20 protein-coding genes are annotated in these 24,134 nt (G+C 68.2%); 5 read left to right on the top strand and 15 right to left on the bottom strand.

The window, feature by feature from the left end:
* Window positions 1-19: 19 nt before the first annotated feature.
* Genes FNH24_RS01240 through FNH24_RS32095 form a run of 3 tightly spaced genes read right to left on the bottom strand, consistent with a single transcriptional unit; the run spans window position 20 to window position 3,844 of the window.
* Window positions 20-1,045 (bottom strand): substrate-binding domain-containing protein, encoded by a 1,026-nt coding sequence (locus tag FNH24_RS01240; RefSeq protein WP_152360305.1) that lies wholly within the window; start codon window positions 1,043-1,045, stop codon window positions 20-22.
* Window positions 1,046-1,080: 35 nt separating this feature from the next.
* Window positions 1,081-2,091 (bottom strand): ABC transporter permease, encoded by a 1,011-nt coding sequence (locus FNH24_RS01235; protein WP_152360304.1) that lies wholly within the window; start codon window positions 2,089-2,091, stop codon window positions 1,081-1,083.
* 40 nt (window positions 2,092-2,131) lie between these two features.
* Window positions 2,132-3,844, bottom strand: a complete 1,713-nt coding sequence (locus FNH24_RS32095) for a sugar ABC transporter ATP-binding protein (RefSeq protein ID WP_246186692.1) — start codon at window positions 3,842-3,844, stop codon at window positions 2,132-2,134.
* A 426-nt stretch (window positions 3,845-4,270) separates the two neighbouring features.
* On the opposite strand from FNH24_RS32095, the gene FNH24_RS01225 reads away from it, so the two are divergent.
* Both FNH24_RS01225 and FNH24_RS01220 read left to right on the top strand, forming a co-directional pair.
* Window positions 4,271-5,407 carry a sensor histidine kinase gene (locus FNH24_RS01225; protein WP_152360302.1) on the top strand — a complete coding sequence of 379 codons (1,137 nt, stop codon included), beginning with the start codon at window positions 4,271-4,273 and terminating at the stop codon, window positions 5,405-5,407.
* A 183-nt stretch (window positions 5,408-5,590) separates the two neighbouring features.
* Window positions 5,591-6,145 (top strand): hypothetical protein, encoded by a 555-nt coding sequence (locus FNH24_RS01220; protein ID WP_152360301.1) that lies wholly within the window; start codon window positions 5,591-5,593, stop codon window positions 6,143-6,145.
* A gap of 178 nt (window positions 6,146-6,323) precedes the next feature.
* Here the strand turns inward: FNH24_RS01220 and FNH24_RS01215 are convergent, their stop codons facing one another.
* Both FNH24_RS01215 and FNH24_RS01210 read right to left on the bottom strand, forming a co-directional pair.
* Window positions 6,324-6,512: a hypothetical protein gene (locus tag FNH24_RS01215; RefSeq protein ID WP_152360300.1), complete on the bottom strand. Its 189-nt coding sequence runs from the start codon at window positions 6,510-6,512 to the stop codon at window positions 6,324-6,326.
* Window positions 6,513-6,550: 38 nt separating this feature from the next.
* The gene (locus FNH24_RS01210; RefSeq protein WP_152360299.1) at window positions 6,551-8,197 is read right to left on the bottom strand and encodes an extracellular solute-binding protein; all 1,647 of its coding nucleotides are present in this window, start codon (window positions 8,195-8,197) and stop codon (window positions 6,551-6,553) included.
* A gap of 125 nt (window positions 8,198-8,322) precedes the next feature.
* Between FNH24_RS01210 and FNH24_RS01205 the strand changes: the two genes are divergently transcribed.
* The gene (locus FNH24_RS01205; RefSeq protein WP_152360298.1) at window positions 8,323-9,120 is read left to right on the top strand and encodes a cysteine hydrolase family protein; all 798 of its coding nucleotides are present in this window, start codon (window positions 8,323-8,325) and stop codon (window positions 9,118-9,120) included.
* Here FNH24_RS01205 and FNH24_RS01200 read toward each other — a convergent pair whose 3' ends face one another.
* From FNH24_RS01200 to FNH24_RS31305, 4 genes are all read right to left on the bottom strand, one after another.
* Entirely contained in the window at window positions 9,121-10,083 is a 963-nt protein-coding gene (locus FNH24_RS01200) for a GlxA family transcriptional regulator (protein ID WP_152360297.1), read from the bottom strand.
* A gap of 297 nt (window positions 10,084-10,380) precedes the next feature.
* Window positions 10,381-10,923, bottom strand: a complete 543-nt coding sequence (locus FNH24_RS01195; RefSeq protein WP_152360296.1) for a DUF4245 domain-containing protein — start codon at window positions 10,921-10,923, stop codon at window positions 10,381-10,383.
* 56 nt (window positions 10,924-10,979) lie between these two features.
* Window positions 10,980-11,879 (bottom strand): alpha/beta hydrolase family protein, encoded by a 900-nt coding sequence (locus tag FNH24_RS01190; RefSeq protein ID WP_152360295.1) that lies wholly within the window; start codon window positions 11,877-11,879, stop codon window positions 10,980-10,982.
* A 478-nt stretch (window positions 11,880-12,357) separates the two neighbouring features.
* On the bottom strand, window positions 12,358-12,516 hold the full coding sequence (locus FNH24_RS31305; protein WP_161605945.1) for a hypothetical protein: 159 nt from the start codon (window positions 12,514-12,516) through the stop codon (window positions 12,358-12,360).
* Between the two features lie 300 nt (window positions 12,517-12,816).
* On the opposite strand from FNH24_RS31305, the gene FNH24_RS01180 reads away from it, so the two are divergent.
* Together FNH24_RS01180 and FNH24_RS01175 are read left to right on the top strand one after the other, a co-directional pair.
* The gene (locus FNH24_RS01180) at window positions 12,817-14,220 is read left to right on the top strand and encodes a class II fumarate hydratase (RefSeq protein WP_152360294.1); all 1,404 of its coding nucleotides are present in this window, start codon (window positions 12,817-12,819) and stop codon (window positions 14,218-14,220) included.
* 130 nt (window positions 14,221-14,350) lie between these two features.
* Window positions 14,351-15,235: a phytanoyl-CoA dioxygenase family protein gene (locus FNH24_RS01175; RefSeq protein ID WP_152360293.1), complete on the top strand. Its 885-nt coding sequence runs from the start codon at window positions 14,351-14,353 to the stop codon at window positions 15,233-15,235.
* Window positions 15,236-15,388: 153 nt separating this feature from the next.
* On the opposite strand, the gene FNH24_RS01170 is transcribed toward FNH24_RS01175, so the two are convergent.
* From FNH24_RS01170 to FNH24_RS01145, 6 genes are all read right to left on the bottom strand, one after another.
* Window positions 15,389-16,822, bottom strand: a complete 1,434-nt coding sequence (locus FNH24_RS01170) for a phytoene desaturase family protein (RefSeq protein ID WP_281350980.1) — start codon at window positions 16,820-16,822, stop codon at window positions 15,389-15,391.
* Window positions 16,823-16,835: 13 nt separating this feature from the next.
* Window positions 16,836-18,092: an HTTM domain-containing protein gene (locus tag FNH24_RS32090; protein ID WP_152360291.1), complete on the bottom strand. Its 1,257-nt coding sequence runs from the start codon at window positions 18,090-18,092 to the stop codon at window positions 16,836-16,838.
* Window positions 18,089-18,808, bottom strand: a complete 720-nt coding sequence (locus FNH24_RS01160) for a DUF5819 family protein (RefSeq protein WP_217427987.1) — start codon at window positions 18,806-18,808, stop codon at window positions 18,089-18,091. The genes FNH24_RS32090 and FNH24_RS01160 overlap by 4 nt, the downstream gene beginning before the upstream one ends.
* Before the next feature lie 183 nt (window positions 18,809-18,991).
* Complete coding sequence (locus FNH24_RS01155; RefSeq protein ID WP_152360289.1) at window positions 18,992-21,295, bottom strand: choice-of-anchor G family protein; 2,304 nt, start codon at window positions 21,293-21,295, stop codon at window positions 18,992-18,994.
* A 212-nt stretch (window positions 21,296-21,507) separates the two neighbouring features.
* On the bottom strand, window positions 21,508-22,827 hold the full coding sequence (phoH2, locus tag FNH24_RS01150) for an RNA 5'-3' helicase PhoH2 (protein WP_152360545.1): 1,320 nt from the start codon (window positions 22,825-22,827) through the stop codon (window positions 21,508-21,510).
* Between the two features lie 344 nt (window positions 22,828-23,171).
* The gene (locus FNH24_RS01145; protein ID WP_152360288.1) at window positions 23,172-23,981 is read right to left on the bottom strand and encodes an isoprenyl transferase; all 810 of its coding nucleotides are present in this window, start codon (window positions 23,979-23,981) and stop codon (window positions 23,172-23,174) included.
* Between the last annotated feature and the right edge of the window lie 153 nt (window positions 23,982-24,134).

Here is a 24,134-nt window from a genome sequence, read left to right as displayed (position 1 = left end):
ACAACTCGGGGTTGGGGGGTTACTGGCCGCCGAGTTTGGCGTACATCTCGGCGGCGTTCTCCTTGGTGATCTGGTCGGTGCCGAGGGTGGTGGACTTGGGGACGTCCTTCTTGCAGTCGATCAGGATCTGCTTGGCCAGGTCGATCGCCTCGCGGCCGCCGGTGGCGTAGACGAAGGTCGCCTGCAGCCGGCCCTGCTCGACCGCCTTGATCCCACCGGACGGGATCGGCAGGGCGTCGATGCCGGTGAACTTGATCTTGTCGGCCAGCTTGGCCTGCTCGGCGGCCAGGTAGGCGCCCTCGGCCATCGGATCGTTGTGGGCGTAGACCGCATCGATGTCCGGGTTGGCCTTGAGCAGGGCGTCCATCACCGTCTGCCCCTTCTCCCGCAGCCATTCGCCGGACTGGCTGGCGACGATCTCGATCTTGGAGCCCTCGATCCCCTGCTTGAAGCCCTCGGCCCGCTCGGCCGCCGGGGTCGACCCGGCCAGTCCGCTGATCTCCACGATCTTGCCGCCGCCGGGCAGCAAGGTCTTGGCGTAGTACTCGCCGGCGGCCTTGCCGATCGCGACGTTGTCGCCGCCGATGAACGCGGTGTAGGCGTCGCCCTCGACCTTGCGGTCGAGCACGATCACCGGGATGCCGGCGTCGAACGCCTTCTTCACGACCGCGGTCAGCGGCTTCGCCTCGTTCGGCGAGATGATCAGCAGGTTGACCTGCTGGGTGATGAAGTTCTCCACCTGGGAGACCTGCTTGCTGTTGTCCTGGGCCGCGTCGGCGACGGTGACCTTGAAGCCGGGCACGGCGCCGGCGGCGGTGGTGATGTCGGCGTTCATCACCTCGCGGTACGGCTCGGCGTTGTTGGCCTGGGACATGCCGATCGCGTATTCCTTGCCCGGGCCGCAGTCGGCCTGCTGCTGTTCGCCGGCGCCGGGGTCGGCGGTCACCGTGCAGGCCGAGGCCAGCGCCAGGCAGCCGGCGGCGAGGCCGACTGCGAGCAGGGCGCGGATTCGCCGGGACCGCAGTGAACGTACGGGGTTGATCATGACGGACTTACCTCCTTGGGATGGGACAGCCGGGGTCAACTGACCGACGGCCGGAACCGCTGCAGTGCGGCCGCGGCGATGATCACCAGGCCTTTGATCAACAACTGGATGTTGGCGTCGATGTTGTTCAGACCGAGGATGTTGTTCAGGATGCCGAGCAGCAGGGCCCCGGCCAAGGTGCCGATCATGGTGCCCGAGCCGCCGGCCAGGTTGGTGCCGCCGATCACCACCGCGGCGATCGCGTCCAGCTCGTAGCCGAAGCCGTCGTTCGGGCTGCCCTGGTTGAGCTGCCCGGCGTGGATCACGCCCGCGACCGCCGCGGTGAAGCCGCAGATCGCGAAGACGATGATCTTGACCCGGCGGACCGGTACGCCCGCCAGCCGGGCCGCCTTCTCGTTGCCGCCGATGGCGTACACGTGCCGGGCGAAGGCGGTGTAGCGCAGCACCAGGATCGCCGCAACGCCCAGCGCGGCGAAGATCACCGCCGGCACCGGCAGGATGCCGTTCAAGGAGCCGGACAGCACCGAGAACGCCCGCGGCGCCTCCATCGGCCCGTCACCGTAGGCGATCGGGATGCCGACGCCGCCGGACCAGATCCGGGCCAGGCCGCGCGCGACTTGTAACCCGGCCAACGTCACGATGAACGCCTGGATGCCTAATCGGGCCACCGCCAGCCCCTGCAGCACGCCGATCGCGGTGCCGAGCAGCAACACGATCACCACCGTCTCGGCGATGCCCAGGCCGTTGTTGATCAACAGAGCCGCGGTGCCGACGGCGGACAGACCGAGGATCGCGCCGACCGACAGGTCGATCCCACCGATCAGGATGACGAAGGTCATCCCGATGGCGATGATGCCGATCTCCGACATCGCCCGGACGATATTGCCCAGGTTGCCCGCGCTGAGGAAGACCAACTCCCCGTTGCGTCGGGGCGAGGCCACGATGGCGACGATGAAGACCGCGACCAGGCCGAACAGGCTCTGGAACCGGAAGATCCCGTCGACCACTGCCGCTCCCCGGGAACGGACCACATCATTGCCGGGCATCCCGCGGAGTTCGTTGGAACCAGCGTTACCGGTGATCAAGTCACCCCACCTCTCGCTCGTCCGTCGAGGCGCCGCCCATCGCGTACGCCAGGATCTGATCATGGTCGGCCGAGCTGGGCAGCTCGGTCACCACCCGGCCGCGGCGCAACACCAGGATCCGGTCGCAGACGCCGGTCAGCTCGGGCAGCTCGGAGGACGCGAGCAGCACCGCGGTCCCGGCCCGGGCCAGTCGGTGCAGCAGCCGGTAGATCTCAGCCTTGGCCCCGATGTCGACCCCGCGGGTCGGCTCGTCCAGCATCAGCAACCGCGGTCCGGTGAGCAGTTGCCGGCCGAAGACGACCTTCTGCTGGTTGCCACCGGACAGGGTGCCGACCGGCACTCCCGGCCCGGCGGCGCGGATCGCCATCGCCGTCATCTGCTCCCGCACCGTGCCCCGTTCGCGCCGGCCGAGCACCACCCCGAAGCGGGTCACCTGGGCCAGCGCGGCCAAGATCAGATTGTGCTGGACCGAGTGTTCGAGCACCAGGCCGGAGCCGCGGCGATCCTCCGGCACGAAGGCGATCCGGCTGCGCAACGCGCGGCTGGGATTCTTCGGCCGATACGGCCGGCCACCGAGCATGATCATGCCGTCGACCCGACCGCCCGCCGCGGCGCCGTACAGGGTCTCCAGCAGTTCGGTCCGGCCGGCGCCCATCAATCCGGCCAGCCCGACGATCTCCCCGGCCCGCACCTCGAGCTCGATCCCGTCCGGGTCGGTCCGGCCCGGCACCGGCCACCGCCGCCGGTAGCGCAGCCCGGTCACGGTCAGCACCGGCTCGCCCGGCAGCACCGGCTCAGCCTGCGCCGGCTCTCCCAACGCCGGCTCCGTCGGCGGCGGATCGGCGGACCTCGGTTCGTCGGGTTCGGCGGACGGCGCCTCTTCCGCGGGGTCGGACTGATCACCGAACAGCGCCGCCGGCCGGGTGCCGACCATCAGCGTGATGATCATGTCCCGGCTGGAGCGCGGATCGTCCACCGCTCCGGCCACGCTGCCGTTGCGCAGCACGACGGCCCGGTCGGCGATCTGCTCGATCTCCTCCATCCGGTGCGAGATGTAGACGATGCCGACACCGGACCGGCGCAGGTTCTCGATCACTCCGAACAGCTGGCGTACTTCGGCGTCGGCCAGTGAGGCGGTCGGCTCGTCCATGATCAACACGGCGGCGTTGAGCAGCAGCGCGCGGGCGATCTCCACCAGCTGTCGCTCGCCGACCCGGAGCGATCGGACCGGCCGGCGGACGTCGATCCGGATCCCCAGCCGGCTCAGCTGCTCGGTCGCCGCGGCCCGCATCGCCCGCATGTCGACGGTGCGCAGCGGGGTCCGCAGCTCCCGGCCGAGGAACATGTTCTCGGCGACGGTCAGGTCGAGCACAAGATCGAGTTCCTGGTGGATGATCGCGATCCCGGCTCCCTGGGCATCCGCCGGCCCGTTGAACCGGGCCGGCGCACCGCGGACCAGCAGCGTTCCCTCGTAGTCGGCGATCGCTCCGGACAGGATGCTCATGCAGGTGGACTTGCCGGCGCCGTTCTCGCCCAGCAGCGCCAGCACCTCACCGGCCCGGACCTCGAGATCGATCTCCCGGCAGGCGACAACACCACCGAACCGCTTGCCGATGCCACGCAGCTCCACCAACGGCTGCGCCGACCTCTCCGAAGCGGCGCCCCCGCCGGAGGGTTCCGGATCGGCGTCGCCGAAACCGTTCGCCTGAGTCAAGACCCACCCCTGTGTGATCCGCATTGCCCGACCGAGTCGAAATCGATTTCAACGTAACGTCGGCATTGGCGCGTGTCAACAACCGGACCGAGCAGATCCCGCCCCGCGTAGACCACCACACCCGATCGGCCAGGCGCACTTCGACTCCGGTAGCAACGCGATTGTCGACATCCTCACCGCGGCTCTTGGCCGTACGCCCGGCGAACCCGGGTACGGGCGGCCCCTTGTCCACGGCTCAGTGGCCAAAGGCGATGTCAGCCGATTGCCTGATCTTGACCTGGCTGACTCGGAAATCGCGTCGAGCCAACGTTCGGGCTCTCCCCGCCGCCGGCGCGAACCTAAACTACGCCTGTGGCCGAGACGTTGTGGGACGTCGGTGGACTGACCCACCGAGGCGATGAAGCCTGGAGACGTCGACTGAGGATCTTGTCGAGAGCGAGCCCGCGTCACCCGCCCTGGCCGTACCTCACCATCGCCGCGATCCTGTTCCTGATTGCCCTGCCAGTTTTCGACTACGGCATCGGGTACGGCACGAGCGCAGTCCTGTTCAGCGGGTTCCTCGTCGCACCGCTCACGGTTGTAGGGTTCCGGCCGATCATTGGCTGGGCACTGTCCTTGCTGCCGTTGATCTTCCTAGTGCCCATCGACATGCCGTTCCCCCAGCATCCGTTGGTCCCATTCGCCTGGCTCGCCTTCCAGCTCGCGTCCCAACTTCCGGTGATCTACGCGGTCGCCTTGTCGCCCCGACGCCAGGTGGCCTTTCCCCTTGCGGCGATTACCTTGACTGCCGGGTTCATCGCCCCGTACGGCTCCGAGTTCGGCTACGGCCCGGCGACCTCGGCGGCCGCATTCTGGATCCCGGCCGTAGCTCTCGCTGTGGTCCTCGCTCGGTTCCGGGTTCATCACCGGCGGACCAAGGTCCGGATGGCAGAGGAGGTCGAGCAACGCCAAGCGCTGGAGGAGCGGACTCGCATAGCCCGTGAACTGCACGATGTCGTCGCCCATCATATGTCGGTGATCGCGGTCCAGGCCTCGACAGCTCAGTACCGGATCGATTCCGGGCTGACCGCCGAGATCGCGGAGGAGTTTCAGTCGATCGGCACCTCCGCCCAGAGATCCCTACAAGAGCTGCGTCAGGTGCTCGGCGTGCTGCGCGGCCCCGAAATCGCCGCCAGACCGGATCTGAACGACCTGCCGAAATTGATCGAGTCCACCCGCCTGGCCGGCGTCCCGGCCCGGATGATCATGAACGGAGCCGCGGCGACGCCGACCGCCGACCTGCAATACACGGCCTACCGGATCATCCAGGAGGCGCTGAGCAACGTGATCAAACACGCCCCGGGTGCGAAGACGACAGTCACGGTCGAGATCCGACCGCATGATCTGGTGATCGACGTGATCAACAAGCCCGCATCAGTCCGACGCGATCCGCCCAACACACCCGGGCACGGTCTGACCGGGGTGCGTGAGCGGGCCGAAGCGGCTGGCGGCAGTATGTTGGCCCGCGCCGTCTACGGCGGCGGCTTCCAACTCCGAGCAGTCCTGCCAACTCGCCAGAACTGACTTCCTCGTCAGGCGGCGGTCCGTCTGGCAGTCGAGACCGGACCATGCAGACCGTTGAGGAACGGCGGCCAATCCTGACCCGGACCGAATCCGCCGATCACACGCCGCGTACGTGCCGCCGGCGCAGCACGCCCCTGGGGCGAGAACGGCTGATCAACACCGGCATCCCCTATCCTGCCGACCGTGGACGAAGCCGGGTACGAGGTGCGCCACGGACTAAAGGTGCGGGACGCGCTGAGCCTCGTGGTGTCGATCCTCGCGGTCGTTCTCGGGCTCCGACTTTTCGATCATGATCCGGTTCCGGCCCTGATCGTGGTGGCCTTCTTCGGCTGTTGCGCGCTCTGGCTGATCGTGACCGTCGTTGGTCAGTGGGGCCGCACAGCCCTGCGCGTCGACCAGGACGGGGTGACCTTCGGACGTCTCCTGCTCCATGGCAAGGGAGGAAAGGCTGCAACGGTCCCGTGGGAGCAGATCGGTGCCATCGTGGTGTTTCAGCAGCGATATCGCGGGATCGTCCGGCAGCGCTATGTCGGCCTCAAAGGCCGAGGAGGTCGGCCGGTCGTTATGCCGATCCCATGGGGCCACGGCCCGATCGGAGCGTGGTTCATCGGAGCGGTGCCGCCCGAGATCGTCGCCGCCAGCCGGCCTGTGACCGGATGGAACCTCGATCACAACAGGCTCGCCCGAGCTCTGGAAAGCCACGCGCCGGCACGAGTCCGGTTGGTCAGCATCGACTGACCTCCAGACGGTACGTCCTGAGGTCGTGGACCCCCTTGACGGCGCGCGCACTGGCTCCCTAGATGCTCAGCTCCAGGTGCTCGCGGGCCCGAGGCGTATTCGGGCTTTCCCCCGCGAGTGACACCGTCCGGCCCGGCTCACCAAGTACGTCCCTCGGCCGGGTGCGCCGGCATTTGAGTCACCGGGCCCCAGGATCACCGCCCGCATCTCGCGAGACATGGTCCGCGATCACCACCAGGCTCTTGGCGATCGAGGCCAGAGCCAGCGCCTCCGCGGAGTCCCAGCTCCCCACCTTCATCCGATCAATGACCTCAGCCGCCTTATCGGCAAGACCCGCAGCTTGCCGCACCCGCTCATCAGTTGCCATATCTCAACCTATCGTCGACCGCTGACGAGTCCGGACCATCAGGAGGCCGCGGCGAAGGCCGCCTCGTACTCCTTGCGGATCTCGTCGCCGCCGTTCTTCTTCCACGACGCCACCGCGTCGTCCCAGCTGGACAGCGGCTTGCGGCCGGCGACGATGTCGTTCTGCGCGAACTTCAGGTCCTTGCCGAGCGTCGCGCCCTTGGTCAGGTTGGACTCGGAGTAGAGGCCCTCGGTCGGCATCGGCAGGGCTCCGGGCAGGATCGCGGTCTGCAGCTCGTGCTGCCGCTTGACCACGTCGGGCCGGCCGGGCTGATAGAGCACCTCGTTGGCGGTGACGATGTAGTTGAGGAAGTACATGTATTCCTCGTTCCCGGTGATCGCGACCGGGTTGTTGTTCTCCAACCGGTAGTTGCTGCCCTCGACCCCGTAGTTCTTGATCAAATACTCCTGGGTGCCGAACGGGCTGGCCAGCCAGTCGAGCACCTTGAGCAGTTCGGTGATCCGCTCCGGCTCGGCCTGCTTCAGCGCGGTGAAGCTGTAGCTGTTACGACCACGCCAGTACGAGGCGACCCCGCCGCCGTCGAACTTCGGCAGCACCACCGCGTCGATCACGCTCGGTGACAGGCCCTCGGCGGTGACGCTCTGCACATAGACCAGCCAGCTGGACAGTCCGGCCGGGATCATGGCCGTCCGCCGGCCGCGGAACCAGGTCGAGTTCTGGGTGGTGTCGGCGATGGAGTCGGGGTGGATCAGGCCCTCCTGCCACAGCTGGGTGACGAATTCGAGCGCCTGCTTCGTGCCCGGGTGTTCGATCGAGCTGGCGAAGACCCCGTCGGTCTCCGACCACCCGTTCGGTACGCCGAGCATCTGGCTCACCATCGGCACCAGGAAGGATGACGGCTCGGTGCCGAAGGCCCAGCGGTTCTCGTTCGGGTTGGTCAGCGCCCGGGCGGCGGCGAGCAGGTCCTCGGCCGACTCGAACTCGGGATTGATCTTGTTCTCGTCGAACAGGTCCTTGCGGATGATCAAGTTGTTCGGCACGCCGCCGCGGGCGGCCGGCACGCCGAAGATGCCGCCGTTGAAGACGGTCGTCTTCCAGGAAGCGGTTCCGATGGCCGCCAGGGCCGGATAGTCCTTGATCTTGTCCCCGCCCAGATGCTCCGACAGATCGGTGAACTTGGCGGCCAGCACGTCGGGCAGTCGCGGCATCGAGGTGATCTGCAGCAGGTCCGGAAGATCATCTCCGGCCAACATCGTCTGCACCTTGGCGTCGAACTCGGGGCCGTTGGCACCACTGACCTTCAGCGTCGACCCGAGGCCGGCATTCAGCGCCTTCCAGTGCTCGTTGCTGTCCGGCCGCTCCAACTGCGCGGCCAGCACCTGGGTCACCGCGGACACCTCACCGCCGGAGCCGGGCGCCCGGTCGAAGAGCCGCGGCGGCGCGGCCGGGAAGTTGAGGTAGGCCGCCATCACGCCGTCCTTGGTGCCCGCCAGATCGGGCTTGGCGCCCTCGTACTCGATGAAGGACGGCAGCACGACCTTGGCGTTGCCTTCCTGGGTGTTGCGGGGTGGGGCGGCGGTGGTGCAGCCGGCCAGGCCGCCGCCGGTGATCACGGCCGCGGCGATCCCGGTGCTGCCGGCCAGGAAGCGGCGACGGCTGGTGGAGTTCAGGTGTGGGGTCATCATCACTCGACTCTGCGTGAGTAGTTTCGGACTGCCATAACACGAATTCGGGATGTAGCTTATAAGTGATCATGGAGTCGTCGCTAGGGGCCGAAGGTCACGGGTCGGCCCCGATTCGAGGAGCATCAATGCCGATCGTCACCCTGCCGACCAGCTACTACCAGCAGTTCGATGCCGACCTGGCGGCCGAGATCCCGGCCGAGGGGTACGGCGGTTGGCGGGTGGCCCACCTGCCGCTGAACACCGACCGCACCGCACTGGTCGTGATGCACGCCTGGGATTGCGGCACCGCCGAGGAGCACCCGGGTTGGTTCCGGGCGGTGGAATATCTGCCGCGTTCGTACCGGATCGCGACCGAGGTCCTCCCGCCGCTGCTGAGCGCCGTGCGGGGGTCGGGCCTGCGGGTCTTCCACGTGGTGGCCGGGCGGGACTACTACTCCCGCCTGCCCGGCTTCGCGACGACCGACGAACCGCCTGCGATCGACCCGCCCGATCAGGAAGACCTGGTGCTGCACACCCTGCGGCGGTTCCGCGATGATCAGGTCTTTCCCGGCACCCACAACCTGCCCGACATCGCCCGCGGCCGGACGACGCTGGACTTCCTCCCCTCGGCCGTGCCGCAGGGCGACGAGCCGGTCGCGGCGACCTCGGCGCAGTTGCTGGCGCACTGCCGGACGTACGGCATCAACCATCTGATCTACACCGGGTTCGCCCTCGACGGCTGCCTGCTCACCTCCCCCGGCGGCATGGTGGACCTCAGCCGGGCCGGCCTGCTCTGCTCCACTGTGCGCGAGGCGACCACCGCGATCGAGAACAAGGAGACGGCGCGCACCGAGACGGCCAAGGCCCTGGCGCTGTGGCGGGTCGCCCTGCACTTCGGCTTCGTCTACGGAGCCGCCGACCTGATCGGCGCACTGGCCGGATGATCAGGCCACGAACCGCCGCCGGTAGTCGACCGGAGCCAGCCCGGTCTGCCGCCGGAAATGATCACGGAGCACGACCGCGGAGTTGAAGCCGACCCGTTCGGCGATCTGCTCGATCCCGAGGTCGGACTCCTCCAGCAGGCTGCGCGCGGCCAGCACCCGCTGCTGGATCAGCCACTTGTGCGGCGTGGTCCCGACCTCGGCCGCGAATCGCCGGGCGAAGGTCCGTTCGCTCATCATGGCCCGCTGCGCCAGGGATTCCGCCGTGTGTTGTTGATCAAGATGGGCCGCGACCCAGGACAGGGTCGGGGCGAGACTGTCGGCGGCGACCTCCGGGATCGGCAGCTCGACGAACTGCTGCTGCCCGCCGTCCCGGATCGGCGGCACCACCATCCGGCGGGCGATCGTGTTGGCCACCTTGGTGCCCAGCTCGGACCGGACCAGATGCAGCGACGCGTCGATCCCGGCCGCCGTGCCGGCACTGGTGACCACCCGGCCGTCCTGGACATAGAGCGAGGTCCGGTCGAGTTTGATCTTGGGGAAAGCTCGCTCCATCGCGTCGAAGTACATCCAGTGCGTGGTGCAGACCCGGTCGTCGAGCAGTCCCGCGGCCCCGAGCACGAACGAACCGGAACACAGACTGAGGATGGTCGCGCCCTCGTCATAGGCGTCCCGCAGCGTCTGTAACAGCGCCGGTGAGTAGCCGGCCGGCGTCCGCGGCAGGGTCGCCGACATGACCACCAGATCGCTGCCGGCGACGCGGTCCAGACCGTCCGGCGCGGTGATCGTGAACGGCGACAGGGTCTTGGTCTTCAGCGGCCGGCCCGGATGCTCGGAGCAGACCCGGAAATCCAGGGGTTCGATGCCGTTGTCCCGCCGGTCCAGCCCGAAGACCTCGGTCGCCAGGGCGAACTCGAACACCGAGACGGGCTCGATCAGCACGACGCTCACCGTCTGTAGGGTCATGCCCCCAGCATAGTGGCAGAATTCCTTCGTACGGTGTCAGTTCTGCCAATTGTGGCAGTAAACCTTTGATAGAAGACTTACTGCCATGATCAGTTTAGTGGCATTCGTAGTCCTGGTGTTGGCGATCATCGGCGTTCTGGAGTTGACCCACCGCCTCCGTACCGGGCAGCCGAGGCCCGAGGCCGATCTGCGGACCGACCGTGACTTTCAGCGGAACCGGGCCGACCTCAGGTTTCGGGATCCCGCGGGACCCCGACCGGGTTCACGCAGCCCCCAATTCCGACCGGTGACCCGGCTTCACTCCGTCCGGAGCGCGCCGGTGAACGCCTCCAAGGCCGCGTAGTCCGCGTCGGCGACGACCACGGTGGTCACCGGCCCCGTGGCCCGGACCAGCGATCGGGTCCGGCCGTCGGCGCTGACCCGGCGCTCCCAAGTGCTGCCGGCAATGACACTGGAGCCGTCCGCGACCCCGTCCCGGGTCTGGGCCGGGACCAGGACGTCGGCGTCCGGGCTCTGGTTGACCGCGAAATAGATCTGGTCCGGCGACAGGTAACCGACCTGCCAGAGCCGGCGCGGCGGGGCGCCCTCGAAGCCGTCCGGCTCCCAAGCGACCCGGGTCGGGACCCAGGCTTCGGGCAGATTGACCGGAACCGACACGGGGTACGGCGCCTCGGCGCGGGCCTGGGTGAGGACCGGCGCCACCTCGACCGACTGCACCGGGTGATCGCCGATGGTCCGGGTGAACAGGAACGAGATGATCAGCAGCGGCACGATGATCAACAGCAGCGAGCGCACCATGTCGCCCGCCGACGCCGGTCGCTTCTTCTCCCGTTCTGCCACGCCCCCATCCTCACAGACCCGGCCAACCGAGCCGTCATCGGCGGCCGGTGAAGGTGCTACGGCGACTCGTGCAAGCCGAGCCCGTCGCCGAGGAACTCGATGGATCGGGCCAACACGTCGTCCGGCAGGTCGTGCGCGCAATCGGGGTGCAGCACGATCACCCGCTCCTCCGCGTCGTGTTCCTGGTAGGCCGGGCGGGCATTGGCGACCATCCGGTCCACGCTCTGCCAGCCGAAGTTGTCGTCGCCGAGCGGGGCGCTGATCAGGACGTCGCGGGGCGCGAGCTCGGCCAGCATTTCGTCGAAGTCGAACGGCGGTCGCTCGTAGTCGGCCAACCGCGGCAGGTAGCGGTCCTGCCGCCAGCCGGCGAGGTCGCCGCCCATGTAGTCGGCGAAGGAGTCGAAGCCGCAGCTGGACACCAGAGCCGAGATCCGCGGCTCGAACACGGCCGTGAAGATCGCGTTGTGACCGCCGAGCGAGTGCCCCATCGCACCGAACCGATCACCGGCGGCCTCGGGCAACTGCTCGAGCAGATCGAGACCGCGCACGTTGTCCCAGATCGCCTTCATCGTGCCGCTGGCGTAGCCGAGGGCGGCCAGGTCGGGCTGATGATCAGCCATCAGTGGGTACGCGGGTGCCAGCACGACGAATCCGGCCTGGGCCAGCCGGTGGGCGTAGTCCCGGTTCCGGGCGCCGACCGGCTCGACCACGACCCGGTGACCGACCTGGTGCTCGGTCGGGTGCAGCGCCAGCATCGCCGGGGCGGGATGATCACTCTTCGGCAACAGCAGGAACGCCGGCGTACGCCCTCCCGGCTCGGCCGAGTAGCTGATCAACTGCCGCCGGTAGTCGCCGCAGTCGGTCTCCTCGATCACCTCGACGTCCAACGCCCCGCGGCGGTCCTCCCCCGGCACCGGTCCCAGCACGCGTTCCATCCGGGTCACAAGATCATCCACGCCGCACACCCTAACCGCGGGCCGCTACAGCCAGGCATGGGGACGAGAGGGCGTTCGCTCCCTGAGCCTGTCGAAGGGCGAGCCAGGACGCGCCCTTACGCCGGTTGAGGCCTGACGGCCGGAAAGACGCCCCAAGGGACGGGCGGGGTTGCGGTCGGTAGGGAATCGCGGCCGGGTGCCGGTCGGCGTGAGGGCCGGGTCGAGTCGTGTCTGTGCCTGGACTTCGGATCATGATCGCCACGGGCCGACCTGGCGGTTTCGTTGGTGTTTCCGGCAGCCGGAGCCGATTTCCGTCGCTGGATTCGTGCCGGGTTCATCCACTGTGACGTTTCCCGGCTCGATCGACGCCAAACAGCCGGGAAAAGTCACAGTCGATGAACAAATCGAACCCCCGACGACTGGCGAGGCCCGGGAGCCGGCGGAACACGGCACGGGACGGAATCTGGCCGGCCCTTCGACAGGCTCAGGGAACGAGAGCTCACCGAAGATCTGCTCCTGCCAGATCAGCTCCGGCGTCGGTCACTGTGATCACCCGGCTCGTCGACCGGCTCGCCGCCCGCCGGTACCAGTGCCGGACGAACGCGAACAGGGTCTGCCCCGGCGCCACCGGGTCGCCGGTCACGGGGTCGCCGGTCACTCGGTCGCCGCCAGTTCGCGGCAGATGAAGGCCAGGTCGAACGCCGAGCGCAGGTCGGGCAGTCGGAGGGCGGCGGAGACGCGGTCGCCGGTGGTCCGGAACACGGTGGCGACCCGGGTCGGGGCCGGGTCACGGTCCAGACGGCGTCCTGCTCGACCACTGTCAGCCGATCGCTGACCGGATGCCAGGAGCGAGCGGTCAGCCGGATCCCGGAACGGACGACCCACTCGGCGAATTCGGCCGGCGTGATCGGGCCCGGCTGCTCGACACGCGCCCACGGCACTAGGCCAGAATGTGGTCATGACGACTGCCAGCGAACAGGATTTCCGGATCGAGCACGACACGATGGGAGAGGTCAAGGTCCCGGCTGCGGCGCTGTGGCGGGCCCAGACCCAGCGGGCCGTGGAGAACTTCCCGATCTCCGGAACGCCGATCGAGCCGGCCCTGATCGCTGCCCTGGCCCGGATCAAGGGCGCCGCCGCCCAGACCAACGCCAAGCTCGGCGTGCTCGATGCCGGCCTGGCCGAGGCGATCGCCGCCGCGGCGGCCGAGGTCGCCGCCGGGAAGCATGATCACGAGTTCCCGATCGACGTGTTCCAGACCGGTTCCGGCACCTCGAGCAACATGAACACGAACGAGGTGATCGCCAGCCTGGCCAGCACCGAGGCCGCTCCCGTACATCCGAATGATCATGTGAACGCGTCCCAGTCCAGCAACGACGTGTTCCCCAGCGCGATCCACATCGCCGCGACCGACGGCGTGATCAACCAGCTGGTCCCGGCGCTGCGCCATCTCGAGGAAAGCCTGGCCGGCAAGGCCTCCGAGTTCGCCGAGGTGGTGAAGAGCGGCCGCACGCACCTGATGGACGCGACCCCGGTGACGCTGGGCCAGGAGTTCGGCGGGTATGCCGCGCAGGTCCGCTACGGCGTCGACCGGCTCGAGGCCGCGCTGCCCCGGGTGGCCGAGCTGCCGCTGGGTGGCACAGCCGTCGGCACCGGCATCAACACGCCGGCCGGCTTCGCCCAGTCGGTGATCTCGATCATCGCCGACCAGACCGGTCTGCCGCTGACCGAGGCCCGTGATCATTTCGAGGCGCAGGGCGCCCGGGACGGCCTGGTCGAGCTGTCCGGGGCGCTCAAGACGATCGCGGTCGGGCTGACCAAGATCGCCAACGACCTGCGCTGGATGGGCTCCGGCCCGCGAGCCGGCCTGGGCGAGATCGCCCTGCCGGACCTGCAGCCCGGCTCGTCGATCATGCCGGGCAAGGTCAACCCGGTGCTCTGCGAGGCCACCCTGATGGTGTGCGCCCAGGTGATCGGCAACGACGCCGCGGTCACGGTGTCCGGCGCCGCCGGCAACTTCGAGCTCAACGTGATGCTGCCGGTGATCGCCCGCAACGTGCTCGAGTCGGTCCGGTTGCTCAGCAACGTCAGCCGCCTGCTCGCCGACCGCTGCGTCTCCGGCATCGTGGCCAACACCGACCACTGCCGCACCCTGGCCGAGTCCTCGCCGTCCATCGTCACCCCGCTGAACCGCTACATCGGCTACGAGAACGCCGCCGCCGTCGCCAAGCAGGCCCTGAAGGAGGGCCGTACCATCCGCGAGGTCGTGATCGACAACGGCTTCGTAGCCAACGGCAACCTCACCGAAGCCCAACTGGACACCGCCCTCGACGTCCTCTCGATGACCCGCCCACCCCAGTAACAACCCCGACTTGTCAGAACTAGGGGACGCCATGGCGTCCCCTAGTTCTGACAACTCGGGGTTGGGGTTTGGGGTCCGGTGGGCGGAATTGTGGGTGCGATCGCTCGGTGGATCTGCTTACGGTCGGGGTATGAGCGGATACCGGGTTCTCAGTGACGAGCAGGTCGAGCACTTTCTTGATCATGGATTCGTGGTGATCCGGGAGTGCTTCACGGCCGAGGCGGCAGCGGAGCTGACCGACTCCGTCTGGACCCGGCTGGGATACGACCCGGACGACAAGTCCACCTGGGCGGCACCGTCGATCCACATGCCGAGCCACCGCCGGTTCCCGGTCCAGGAGTTCGCGCCGAAGGCCTGGGACGCGGTCTGCGACCTGGTCGGCGAGGACCGGATCGAGAAGCCGTACCAGTGGAGCGACGCGTTCATCGTCAATCTCGGCGAGGGCGCGGACCGGCCGTGGCAGGACGCGTCGGCCGAGGTCGGCGGCTGGCACAAGGACGGCGACTTCTTCCGGCACTTCCTCGACTCGCCCGAGCAGGGCCTGCTCACCCTGGTGCTGTGGTCCGACGTACGGCACCAGGGCGGCGCCACCTTCGTCGCCGCGGACTCGGTCGGCCCCATCGCCCGGCACCTCGCTGATCATCCCGAGGGCGTGCTGCCGACCGAGTTCCCGATCATGGACCTGGTCGGGCAGTGCACCGACTTCGTCGAGGCCACCGGCCAGGTCGGCGACGTCTACCTGCTGCATCCGTACCTGCTGCACGCCAAGGCCCAGAACGTGCTCCGCCTCCCCCGCTACATCACCAATCCGCCGGTCCACCTGACCGAGCCGATGCGGTTCGATCGCGAGGATCCGGCCGACTTCTCCCTGATCGAACGAGCGGTGCTGCGCGGTCTCGGTGTTGATCGCTACGACTTCGTCCGGACGGCCGAGCGCGAGGCGGTCGTACCGGAGCGGGTCCGTCGCCAGGCCAAGCTGAAGGCCGAGGAGGAAGCCCGCCTGGCCGCCAACTGACTCCCGCTTGTTCGTTCCCTGAGCTTGTCGAAGCATGTCCTGAGCCTGTCGAAGGGGGCAAGGCCAGGTGATGCCACGAAGTAGAGAATCGGGCCTGCCCCCTTCGACAGGCTCAGGACATGCTTCGACAGGCTCAGGGAACGAAACAGACGCTCAGGGGGACAGGTTCACCGTGGCGCGGTGGTTGAAGGTGTGCCGGAGCGCCGAGACAGCGGCGCGGTAGCCGCCCATGCCGTGGACGCCGGGGCCCGGGGCGGTGGCGGAGGAGCAGAGGTAGAGGTCAGTTTTGCCGATCCGCCAGGGGTTGAGGGTGAGCATCGGGCGGAAGAGGGTCTGGCGGGTGGTCAGGGCGCCGGCGTAGATGTCGCCGCCGCGATAGTTCGGGTTGTCGTGTTCGGCGTCGGCGGAGGTCTTGGCGACCGAGGCGATGATCGTTTCGGTGAAGCCGGGGGCGTGCCGCTCCAGCTCGGCGATGATCATCGCGGTCGGGTCGACGGTGCAGCCGGCGGGCAGATGGGCGTAGGCCCAGAGCACGTGCCGGCCGGGCTCGGACCGGCTCGGGTCGAAGCGGGTCGGCTCACTGGCCAAGATCATCGGGTGCTCCGGGATCCGGCCCCGGTGCACGGCCAGCTCGGCGGCGGCCAGCTCTTCCCGCGAGCCGGACAGGTGTACGGTCGCCGCCCGGTGCAGGTCCGGATCCCGCCAGGGCACCGGCTCGGACAGCACGAAGTCGACCTTGCCGATCCCGGGCCCGGCCCGGAACCGCGCCGCCCGCCGCCGATAGCTCCCCGGCAGCCGTGACCCGGCGATCGTGATCAACTCCCAGACCGAGGTGTCGAAGATCATCGCGTCGGTCGCCGGCAGCTCGGTGATCGTCCGGACCCGGTGCCCGGTCACGACCTTGCCGCCGTGCTCGGTCAGGTCGCGGACCAGCTCCTCGGCGATCCGGTACGAGCCGCCGACCGGCATCGGCCAGCCCACGGTGTGCGCCTGGGTCGCCAGGGTGAGCCCGGTCAGCGTGGTGCTGAGCGCGGACAACGGCTGGCTGGCGTGCCCGGCGGCGCCGGAGAACAGGTCGGCGGCGGCCCCGGTGAGCAGCCGCGCCGCCTGCACCGGCTGCCACAGGCTGGCCGCGCGCAGGCCGATCGGCACCGCCGCCGGCAGGTGCTTCGGCGCATACAGCGGGTGATCGGAGGTCAGCTCGGCGACCGCCGCCGACCGGTCGATCAGCGGCCGGAACACCCGGCGCCAGCCGGGCCCGTCGGTGCCGAGGCCGTCGACCGTGTGCTCGAGATCCCGGGCCGCGACGACCGCCGGCCGACCGGCCCGCGGCTGTCCGAACGCGACCTCCGGCGTCACGAACGCGATCCGTTCGGCCAACCCGAAGCGGCGGAAGAACGGTGAGGCGAGGGCGCCGGGATGCACCGCGGAGCAGACGTCGTGCCAGGTCCCCGGCTCGATCAGCTCCGCGGTCCGGGTGCCGCCGCCCGGCTGGTCGGCGGCCTCGTAGACGGTGACGTCGAGCCCGGCCCGGGCCAGCGTGACGGCGGCGGCGAGCCCGTTCGGGCCCGCGCCGATGATCGACACCGATGCCAAGTGATCAACCGCCGCCGGGATGCGGCTGCTGGACGGCACCACCGAGGCCAGGCGAGTTCCGCACTCCGGCGTCGGCGAGCTGTCGTGGCTCTTCTGCCGGGACGACCGCGACGCTGACCGCGGGCTCCTCCCGCTCGGCCGGTCGGGCTTCGGCCGGTCTCGCCCCGGCGCGGCGCCAGGCCCGGCGGACGAAGGCGGCCATCCGGCGCCAGGTGACGTCCCGGATGAAGATCGAATCGATCGCGATCATGGCCAGCGAGAACCACGGCAGGCCCATCAGGACAGCGATCCCGATGTGGAAGCTGAGGATGCCGAAGAGCCCGATCACTCGGCTGATCCGGTTCAGCAGCATCATCGGGAAGCACAGCTGGATGATGATCGAACTCCACGAGATCACCGTCACCATCGGTGCCCAGGTGGTGAGCAGGTCACTCAGCTCCGGCCACGGCCCGAACCGCGCGACATGCAGCGGGTTGTAGATCGCGTAGCCCTCCTGCCAGGGCTCGCCACCCGCCTTGTACAAGGCCCCGGAGGCGTAGACGATGCAGACGTGGAAGGTCATCGAGACCAGCACCAGGTTGTGCATCACGTTGGTCAGCCACTCGGGCAGCAGCCGTTCACCCTGCCAGACCCGGACCAGCCAGTTGGCCTGCGGATCGACCTCGACCCGGGACCGGCGGCGGGAGTCCAGTGACCAACGGCTGGCCGAGTCGGCGAAGATCAACGACAGCAGGGCGATCCGGAACATGTTGTCGCCCTGATCACTGGCCGAGTCGTTGAGCTCGATGAAGCTGACCCAGGCAACGAAGAAGATCGGCAGGGTGAGCTTGGTCCGCCAGCCGAGCAGCACCGCGACCGCGAGCAGGAACAAGATCAGATAGCCGAGGGTGAAGATCACGTCGTTGAGCTGGATCTGGTGGAACAGACTGAACAACCACACCCGGGGCAGGGCACTCGCCGGTTCGGCCGTCTCGCCGGACCAGGCGTAGCCGCTGCCGAAGGTGTAGAGCCGGGTGCTGAAGTTGGCCAGCAGCAGGCCGATGCCGGTGGCGCCGAGCAGCATCCGGGTGACCGCGATGCCGTAGCGGGCACGTTTGGCGTCCATCAGCCAGTGCTCGGCGAAGCCGCCGGCCCGGTACGCCAGCCGGCGGATCACCCGGACCAGGCCGATGATCAGGTTACGGATGAACCGGCCGGCGCGGCTGACGAGATCGCCGAGGTCGGGCCGGGAATCGTTGCGGGTGGTGGTTTCGTCGCTCATTGGCCGGACTCCCGCAGGCCCTGGCGGAACGTGTCGGCGAAGGCCTCCCGGGACTGCCCGGGCTCCTCCACGACGCCGCGCCAGCCGGTCTTGACGATCTTGGGTTGGGGCCGTTTCGCGTCGGGCTCGTTGCGGCGGGAGAACGGGATCACGTTCTGCCGGCTGACCTCGAACTGCACCCGGGTGAGTTCACCGGGCCAGACCGCGTACGCGACCTGGGTGGCGTACGCGGTGATCTGCCGCTCGACCGCCAGGTAGTCGTCGAGGTCGGGATCGCTGCCCTGCTTGCGCAGATCGCCCTGCAGCCGCTCGGACCAGTCGCCCTTGAAGTAGCTCAGGGCCGAGATCCGGTGCTGGGCGTTGCCGAGGTCGTCGTAGGCGCCCTTGTAGCGCGAGGCGAGCTCGGTGCCGAGCACCGCGGCCCGCGGCGGGAACAGGTGGTGCGTCGACATCGCCAGCTCGGCGGCGGTCGCATCCACCCACTTGCTGGTCTTCTGCTGCCCGTCCTGGATCACCACGGCGCGGACGCGGAGCCGGTAGTCACCGTTGATCGGCTCGGGGGCGAAGACGCTCCAGCTCTGGCCGAACATCGGCACCATGTAGCTGCGCAACAGGTCGCCGGGCAGGAGTTGCCGCAGGCCGGAGGCCGGCGCGATCCAGAGGAAGGTGGCGAAGATGTGCCAGGCGGTGAAGGCGGCCAGCAGGATCAACACCACGCGCCGTACCTTCGGGCGCTTAGTGGCGGGGGGCCGATCGGTCATTGTTGTGTTCTACTCCCCAAGAAGTGCCGGCGCCAAGTCGAGACCGGCGATCTTGAACAAAAGACTCGGCCCCCCGCACCGGGGTGCGAGGGGCCGAATCCGGTGATCACCCGAAGATGATCATTGCCAGGTCAAACCTCACAGGGCGGACCCTGCGTTGCGACGGAGACGGCCGACCACAACGGTCGTACCACCGGCGAGCACCAGAGCGCCAGCTCCGACCAGAAGGCCGAGAGACAGGTTCGAACCGGTGTTCGGCAGCTCACCATCGCCACCATCAGCAGCGGCCGCGTAGTCGGCAGCAGCGTCATCATCAGCAGCAGCGTCGTCGTCAGCAGCGGCGTCATCATCAGCAGCGGCATCGTCGTCAGCAGCAGCGTCATCATCAGCAGCGGCATCGTCGTCAGCAGCAGCGTCATCATCAGCAGCGGCATCGTCGTCAGCAGCAGCGTCATCATCAGCAGCGGCATCGTCGTCAGCAGCAGCGTCATCATCAGCAGCGGCATCGTCGTCAGCAGCAGCGTCATCATCAGCAGCGGCATCGTCATCAGCAGCAGCGTCATCATCAGCAGCGGCATCGTCGTCAGCAGCAGCGTCATCATCAGCAGCGGCATCGTCATCAGCAGCGGCGTCAACCTCACCGGTGCCATCAGCCTGACGGACCGTGGCCGAAGCCAGGGCCACCGTGGCCAGCGGCTCGTCACCCGGCAGCACGGTGATCTTCACCGCGCGCTGCGTGAACGAACCCTCCGGGTTCACGGCAGCAGGAGCCAGCTTGGCCTCCTCGGCCGAGCCCTCGGCGCCCGGGTGCGTGAACTCGCCCGGGGTCTCCTGCACGTTGACCTTGATCGACAGCAGGTTCTCCGCGACCGCGTCAACGATCGGCTTCACGAGCTCCTTGATGCCCTCGACGATCGGGCGGAACACGGTGTCCAGGGCGCCCGGATCGGCGACCTTGTCCGTGACCGTCTTGACCGTCTTCTGAACCAGCGGCAGCACGGTCTCGTTCAGCACCGGCTCCAGCAGCTCGATGAGCGCACCAGCGGTGCCCTCACCCGTGACCTCGAACTTCAGCGCCGGCTCGTCGGTGCCGACCAGCTGGCCGACCGTGCCCTTCAGGCTGGCCTTGAAGTCCCCGCCGACCAGCGGCAGGTCAGAGGTGCCCTCGATCGTGATCTCGATCTCGGCGTTGTTGACAGCGTCAACGACAGCCTCGGAGATCGCGGCCGGGACCTGATCCAGCAGCGTGCCGACAGCGCCATCGAGCGCGGCCTGCACCAGCTGAGCGTCCACGATCTCCGTGTTCGGGTCGAGCCCGTTCAGGGTGCCGTAGAACTTGTCGTCCGGCTGCGAATCCTTGACCAGCTTGGCCAGGTCGATCGTGACCGAGCCGTCGGCCAGGTTGATCCGGGCCGCGCTGTTCTCGTCGGTGATCTCTTCCTCAAGAGCGGACTGCAGAGCAGCCTTGAGGTCGACGTCGATGTTCACCGTGGCCTCGACCTCGGCGACGCCGAGACCGCTGGCCGCAGCCAGAGCCTCTTCGATCACCGGGGCCAGCGAATCGGTCAGGTCGTTGACCTGGACCGACAGCTTGTCAGCCGCCTCCGAGAGCTTCTTCGAGATCTCGGCGACCTTCGGGCTGGACAGCCAGAGCTTGCCGTCGGCGACCTGGTAGTCGCTGGAGATCTCACCGTTCTCGTCGTACGTGGCCGAGGCGGACAGCGCGCCCAGCTCAACCCGCAGCTCCGAGATCAGGTCCTGCACACCCGCGTCACCGAGCACCGAGGTGAGGTCGACGTAGGCGTTCTCCTCGCCGGCCGGCTTCTCCTCGTCGTTCGGCGCAACGGCGATCGAACCGTCGTCGTTGATGTAGCCGGCGGACGCGAACGGCACGCCGTCCTTGTCCGACGCGGCGTACTGGCCGACCGCACCGACACCGATGGTCGGGCTCTCGCCGCCGAGCTGGAGCCCCTTGCCGAGGTCCAGGTTCAGGCTCTTCAACACCGTCGCGTCCAGAGGATTCTGGACGGCGTCCGGAGAGCTCGGATCCGCGGAGTACGCGGGCTCCAGTTCGGCGATGTCGTTCAGATTGATGGAACCGCCACCGCTCAGGACACGGCCTTCGGCCTCTGATGTGTCCGTCGGCAGCGCCGCGGCCGGTGCCGCAGTCCAGAGGGCCACAACGGACCCGACTGCCAGAGCCGCGGCTGCGAGACGCGTTTTCACGCGCCAATTTCGCGACATACTTCTCCCTACCTGTTGACCAGGAGTGCCCCACGACGGGAACTCCGAACGGACTGTCTCAGGACGGGAGCATGTCGGGGACATGGCTCCGCCATTTCCCCCAAGACAGTGATTTCGAAGGCCCACAGTTTTGCCGCCGCCCCCCCAGGCATTTGAACCCACTGGCGAGCCTCCGGGGATGAACGTATCGGTACCCACCCGGGGCAGCAAGGACGTCTCGCCGCCGTTACCAATTCGTTATCAAAATTTCTCAGGAATCGTGCTGCGCCTTATCACAACCATGATCATCGAGCCCAATCGATCCCGCGTCCATGATCAAAAACTCGCCCCTCCGAGTGAAGTTTTTTCCACCACCACACGGATCCCGGCGGTGCTTCACTGGAGGGGCGAGTCTCAGATCAGGCCGTTCCTCAAAGCTGAACGTCCTCAAGCATCTCGGTCACCAGAGCGGCGATCGGCGAGCGTTCCGACCGGTGCAGGGTCACGTGCGCGAAGAGCGGGTGTCCCTTGAGCTTCTCCACCACCGCGACCACCCCGTCGTGCCGGCCGACCCGGAGGTTGTCCCGTTGCGCCACGTCGTGGGTGAGCACCACCTTGGAGTTCTGACCGATCCGGCTGAGCACCGTGAGCAGGACGTTGCGCTCCAGCGACTGGGCCTCGTCGACGATCACGAACGCGTCGTGCAGCGAGCGGCCACGGATGTGGGTCAGCGGCAGCACCTCGAGCAGGTTGGACGCCAGCACCTCGTCGATCACGTTCCGCGAGGTCATCGCGCCCAGCGTGTCGAAGGTGGCCTGGGCCCAGGGAGCCATCTTCTCCCCCTCGGTCCCGGGCAGATAGCCGAGGTCCTGACCGCCGACCGCGTAGAGCGGCCGGAAGACGACCACCTTGGAGTGCTGCCGGCGTTCCAGCGCGGCCTCGAGGCCCGCGCAGAGCGCCAGCGCCGACTTGCCGGTGCCGGCCCGGCCACCGAGCGAGACGATGCCGATCTCCGGATCGAGCAGCAGGTCCAGCGCGACCCGTTGCTCGGCCGAACGACCGCGGATCCCGAACGCCTCCAGGTCGGGTTTGATCAAGGTCAGCTGCTTGCCCGGGGTGACCCGGCCGAGCGCCGTACCGGATCCGCCGACCAGGACCACCCCGGTGTGGCAGGGCAGGTCGCGGACCTGATCACAGTCGATCGTGCCCTCGGTGTAGAGCCGGTCGACGACCGCCGCACCCACCTCGACCTCGGCCATCCCGGTCCAGCCGGACTCGACCGCCAGCTCGGCCTCGTACTCCTCGGCCGGCAATCCGACCGCCGAGGCCTTGATCCGCATCGGCAGATCCTTGGAGATCAACGTCACCCGATGACCCTCGGCGGCCAGGTTCAGCGCGACCGAGAGGATCCGGGTGTCGTTGTCACCGAGCCGGAAGCCGGCCGGCAGGACGCTGGGGTCGGAATGGTTCAGCTCGACGTGGATCGTGCCGCCATGATCATTGGCGGGCACCGGCCGGTCGAGCTGACCGTGCCGGATCCGCAGATCATCCAGATATCGCAAGGCCGCCCGAGCGAAATAGCCCAACTCGGCGTGCTGTCGTTTGGCCTCCAGTTCGGTGATCACGACCACCGGTAAGACCACGTCGTGCTCGTCGAACCGGCGCATGGCCTGGGGATCGCTGAGCAGGACAGATGTGTCGATGACGAAGGTACGGCGGGTGCCCTCAGACCCGTCTGATGCGGTGGCCAGCTGCTGGTGTGAGTCGTTAACTGACACGGTCGCTCCTCGGGGGCCGAACACGATCACCGCTCCGGCCCCACTGGCTAGGTGGTTGGCCGGAAGTGATCAACTCCCGGATCTGCTCCCGCGGCTCTCCTGGCCGCGATGAACGACCCGGGTTGTCGGTCTACCGAACGGCGCATCGCTCGCCTCCCGTACGGGCCACAGGCGCATGTCCCGTACTCAGAAATGTACGTCCCCGACCCCCACTCCCTCTACTGCCACGCCGGTTCCGGTGCGATCGGTGAGACGCCGTTTACCTCGCCGACACATGATCACGCCGACTCGTCGCCGTGGGCCGGGAACTCGCGCGCTCAGCGGCCGAAGCGGCGTTCGCGCTGACCGTACGAGCGCAGGGCGCGGATGAAGTCGACCTTGCGGAAGTCGGGCCACAGCGCCTCGCAGAAGTAGAACTCGCTGTGCGCCGACTGCCACATCAGGAAGCCGGACAGCCGCTGTTCGCCCGAGGTGCGGATGATCAGGTCCGGATCGGGCTGGCCGCGAGTGTAGAGATGCTCGGCGATGTGCTCGATCTCCAGCGTCTCGGCCAGCTCCTCGATCGACGTACCGGACTGGGCGTGCTCGGCCAGCAATGACCGGACGGCATCGCGCAACTCGTGCCGGCCGCCGTAGGAGACGGCGACGTTGATCATCATGCCGGACAGGTCGTCGGTGGTCCGGGCCGCGGCCTTGATCCGCTGGGCCGACTCGGCCGGCAGCAGGTCCAGGGCGCCGACCGGGTGCACCCGCCAGCGCCTGGTCGCGGCCATGTCGGAAACCATCTTCTCGATCACCGCGAGCAGCGGGCGCAACTCCTCGGCGCTGTTGCGGGAGAAGTTGTCGGTGGACAGCACCCAGAGGGTGACCACCGGGATGCCGATCTCGTCACACCACTCGACGAAGTGCATCAGCTTGTCGGCGCCGGCCCGGTAGCCGGTGACCAGGGATTCGTCCGGGGCGTTGGCCCGGGCCCAGCGCCGGTTGCCGTCGGCCAGCACGGCGACGTGCCGCGGCAGCCGGTTGCGGTCGAGCTCGGCCACCAGCCGATGCTCATAGGTGGAATAGAGCAGCCCCGATGGGTGCAACCGGTCCACCAACTCGCGCAGCCGGTCGAAACGCGCCATATCGGGCAGCGTATCCGGGCTGCGCCCGTCGCGACGGCGATGGCCCCGGCAACGGGACGGTTTTTTGCTTCTGGGCCATCTCGCCTACGCTGTAACCTACGGAACCGTAACTTAGGCTGCGCAGACTGCCGGCCGGACGCGACTCGGAGGACG

The organism is Microlunatus speluncae, from assembly GCF_009299835.1.
Lineage (GTDB): Bacteria > Actinomycetota > Actinomycetes > Propionibacteriales > Propionibacteriaceae > Microlunatus > Microlunatus speluncae.
The sequence above is the reverse complement of the archived record's forward strand: the minus strand, read 5'-3'. Positions and strand labels throughout refer to the sequence as shown.

Bases quoted from the DNA above. Each gene is read 5' to 3' on its own strand.
- FNH24_RS01215 (WP_152360300.1), bottom strand. From the start codon at position 6,512: ATGGCAACTGATGAGCGGGTGCGGCAAGCTGCGGGTCTTGCCGATAAG.
- FNH24_RS01240 (WP_152360305.1), bottom strand. From the start codon at position 1,045: ATGATCAACCCCGTACGTTCACTGCGGTCCCGGCGAATCCGCGCCCTG.
- FNH24_RS01210 (WP_152360299.1), bottom strand. From the start codon at position 8,197: ATGATGACCCCACACCTGAACTCCACCAGCCGTCGCCGCTTCCTGGCC.
- FNH24_RS01180 (WP_152360294.1), top strand. From the start codon at position 12,817: ATGACGACTGCCAGCGAACAGGATTTCCGGATCGAGCACGACACGATG.
- FNH24_RS01235 (WP_152360304.1), bottom strand. From the start codon at position 2,091: ATGCCCGGCAATGATGTGGTCCGTTCCCGGGGAGCGGCAGTGGTCGAC.
- FNH24_RS01200 (WP_152360297.1), bottom strand. From the start codon at position 10,083: ATGACCCTACAGACGGTGAGCGTCGTGCTGATCGAGCCCGTCTCGGTG.
- FNH24_RS01175 (WP_152360293.1), top strand. From the start codon at position 14,351: ATGAGCGGATACCGGGTTCTCAGTGACGAGCAGGTCGAGCACTTTCTT.
- FNH24_RS01205 (WP_152360298.1), top strand. From the start codon at position 8,323: ATGCCGATCGTCACCCTGCCGACCAGCTACTACCAGCAGTTCGATGCC.
- FNH24_RS01145 (WP_152360288.1), bottom strand. From the start codon at position 23,981: ATGGCGCGTTTCGACCGGCTGCGCGAGTTGGTGGACCGGTTGCACCCA.
- FNH24_RS32090 (WP_152360291.1), bottom strand. From the start codon at position 18,092: ATGAGCGACGAAACCACCACCCGCAACGATTCCCGGCCCGACCTCGGC.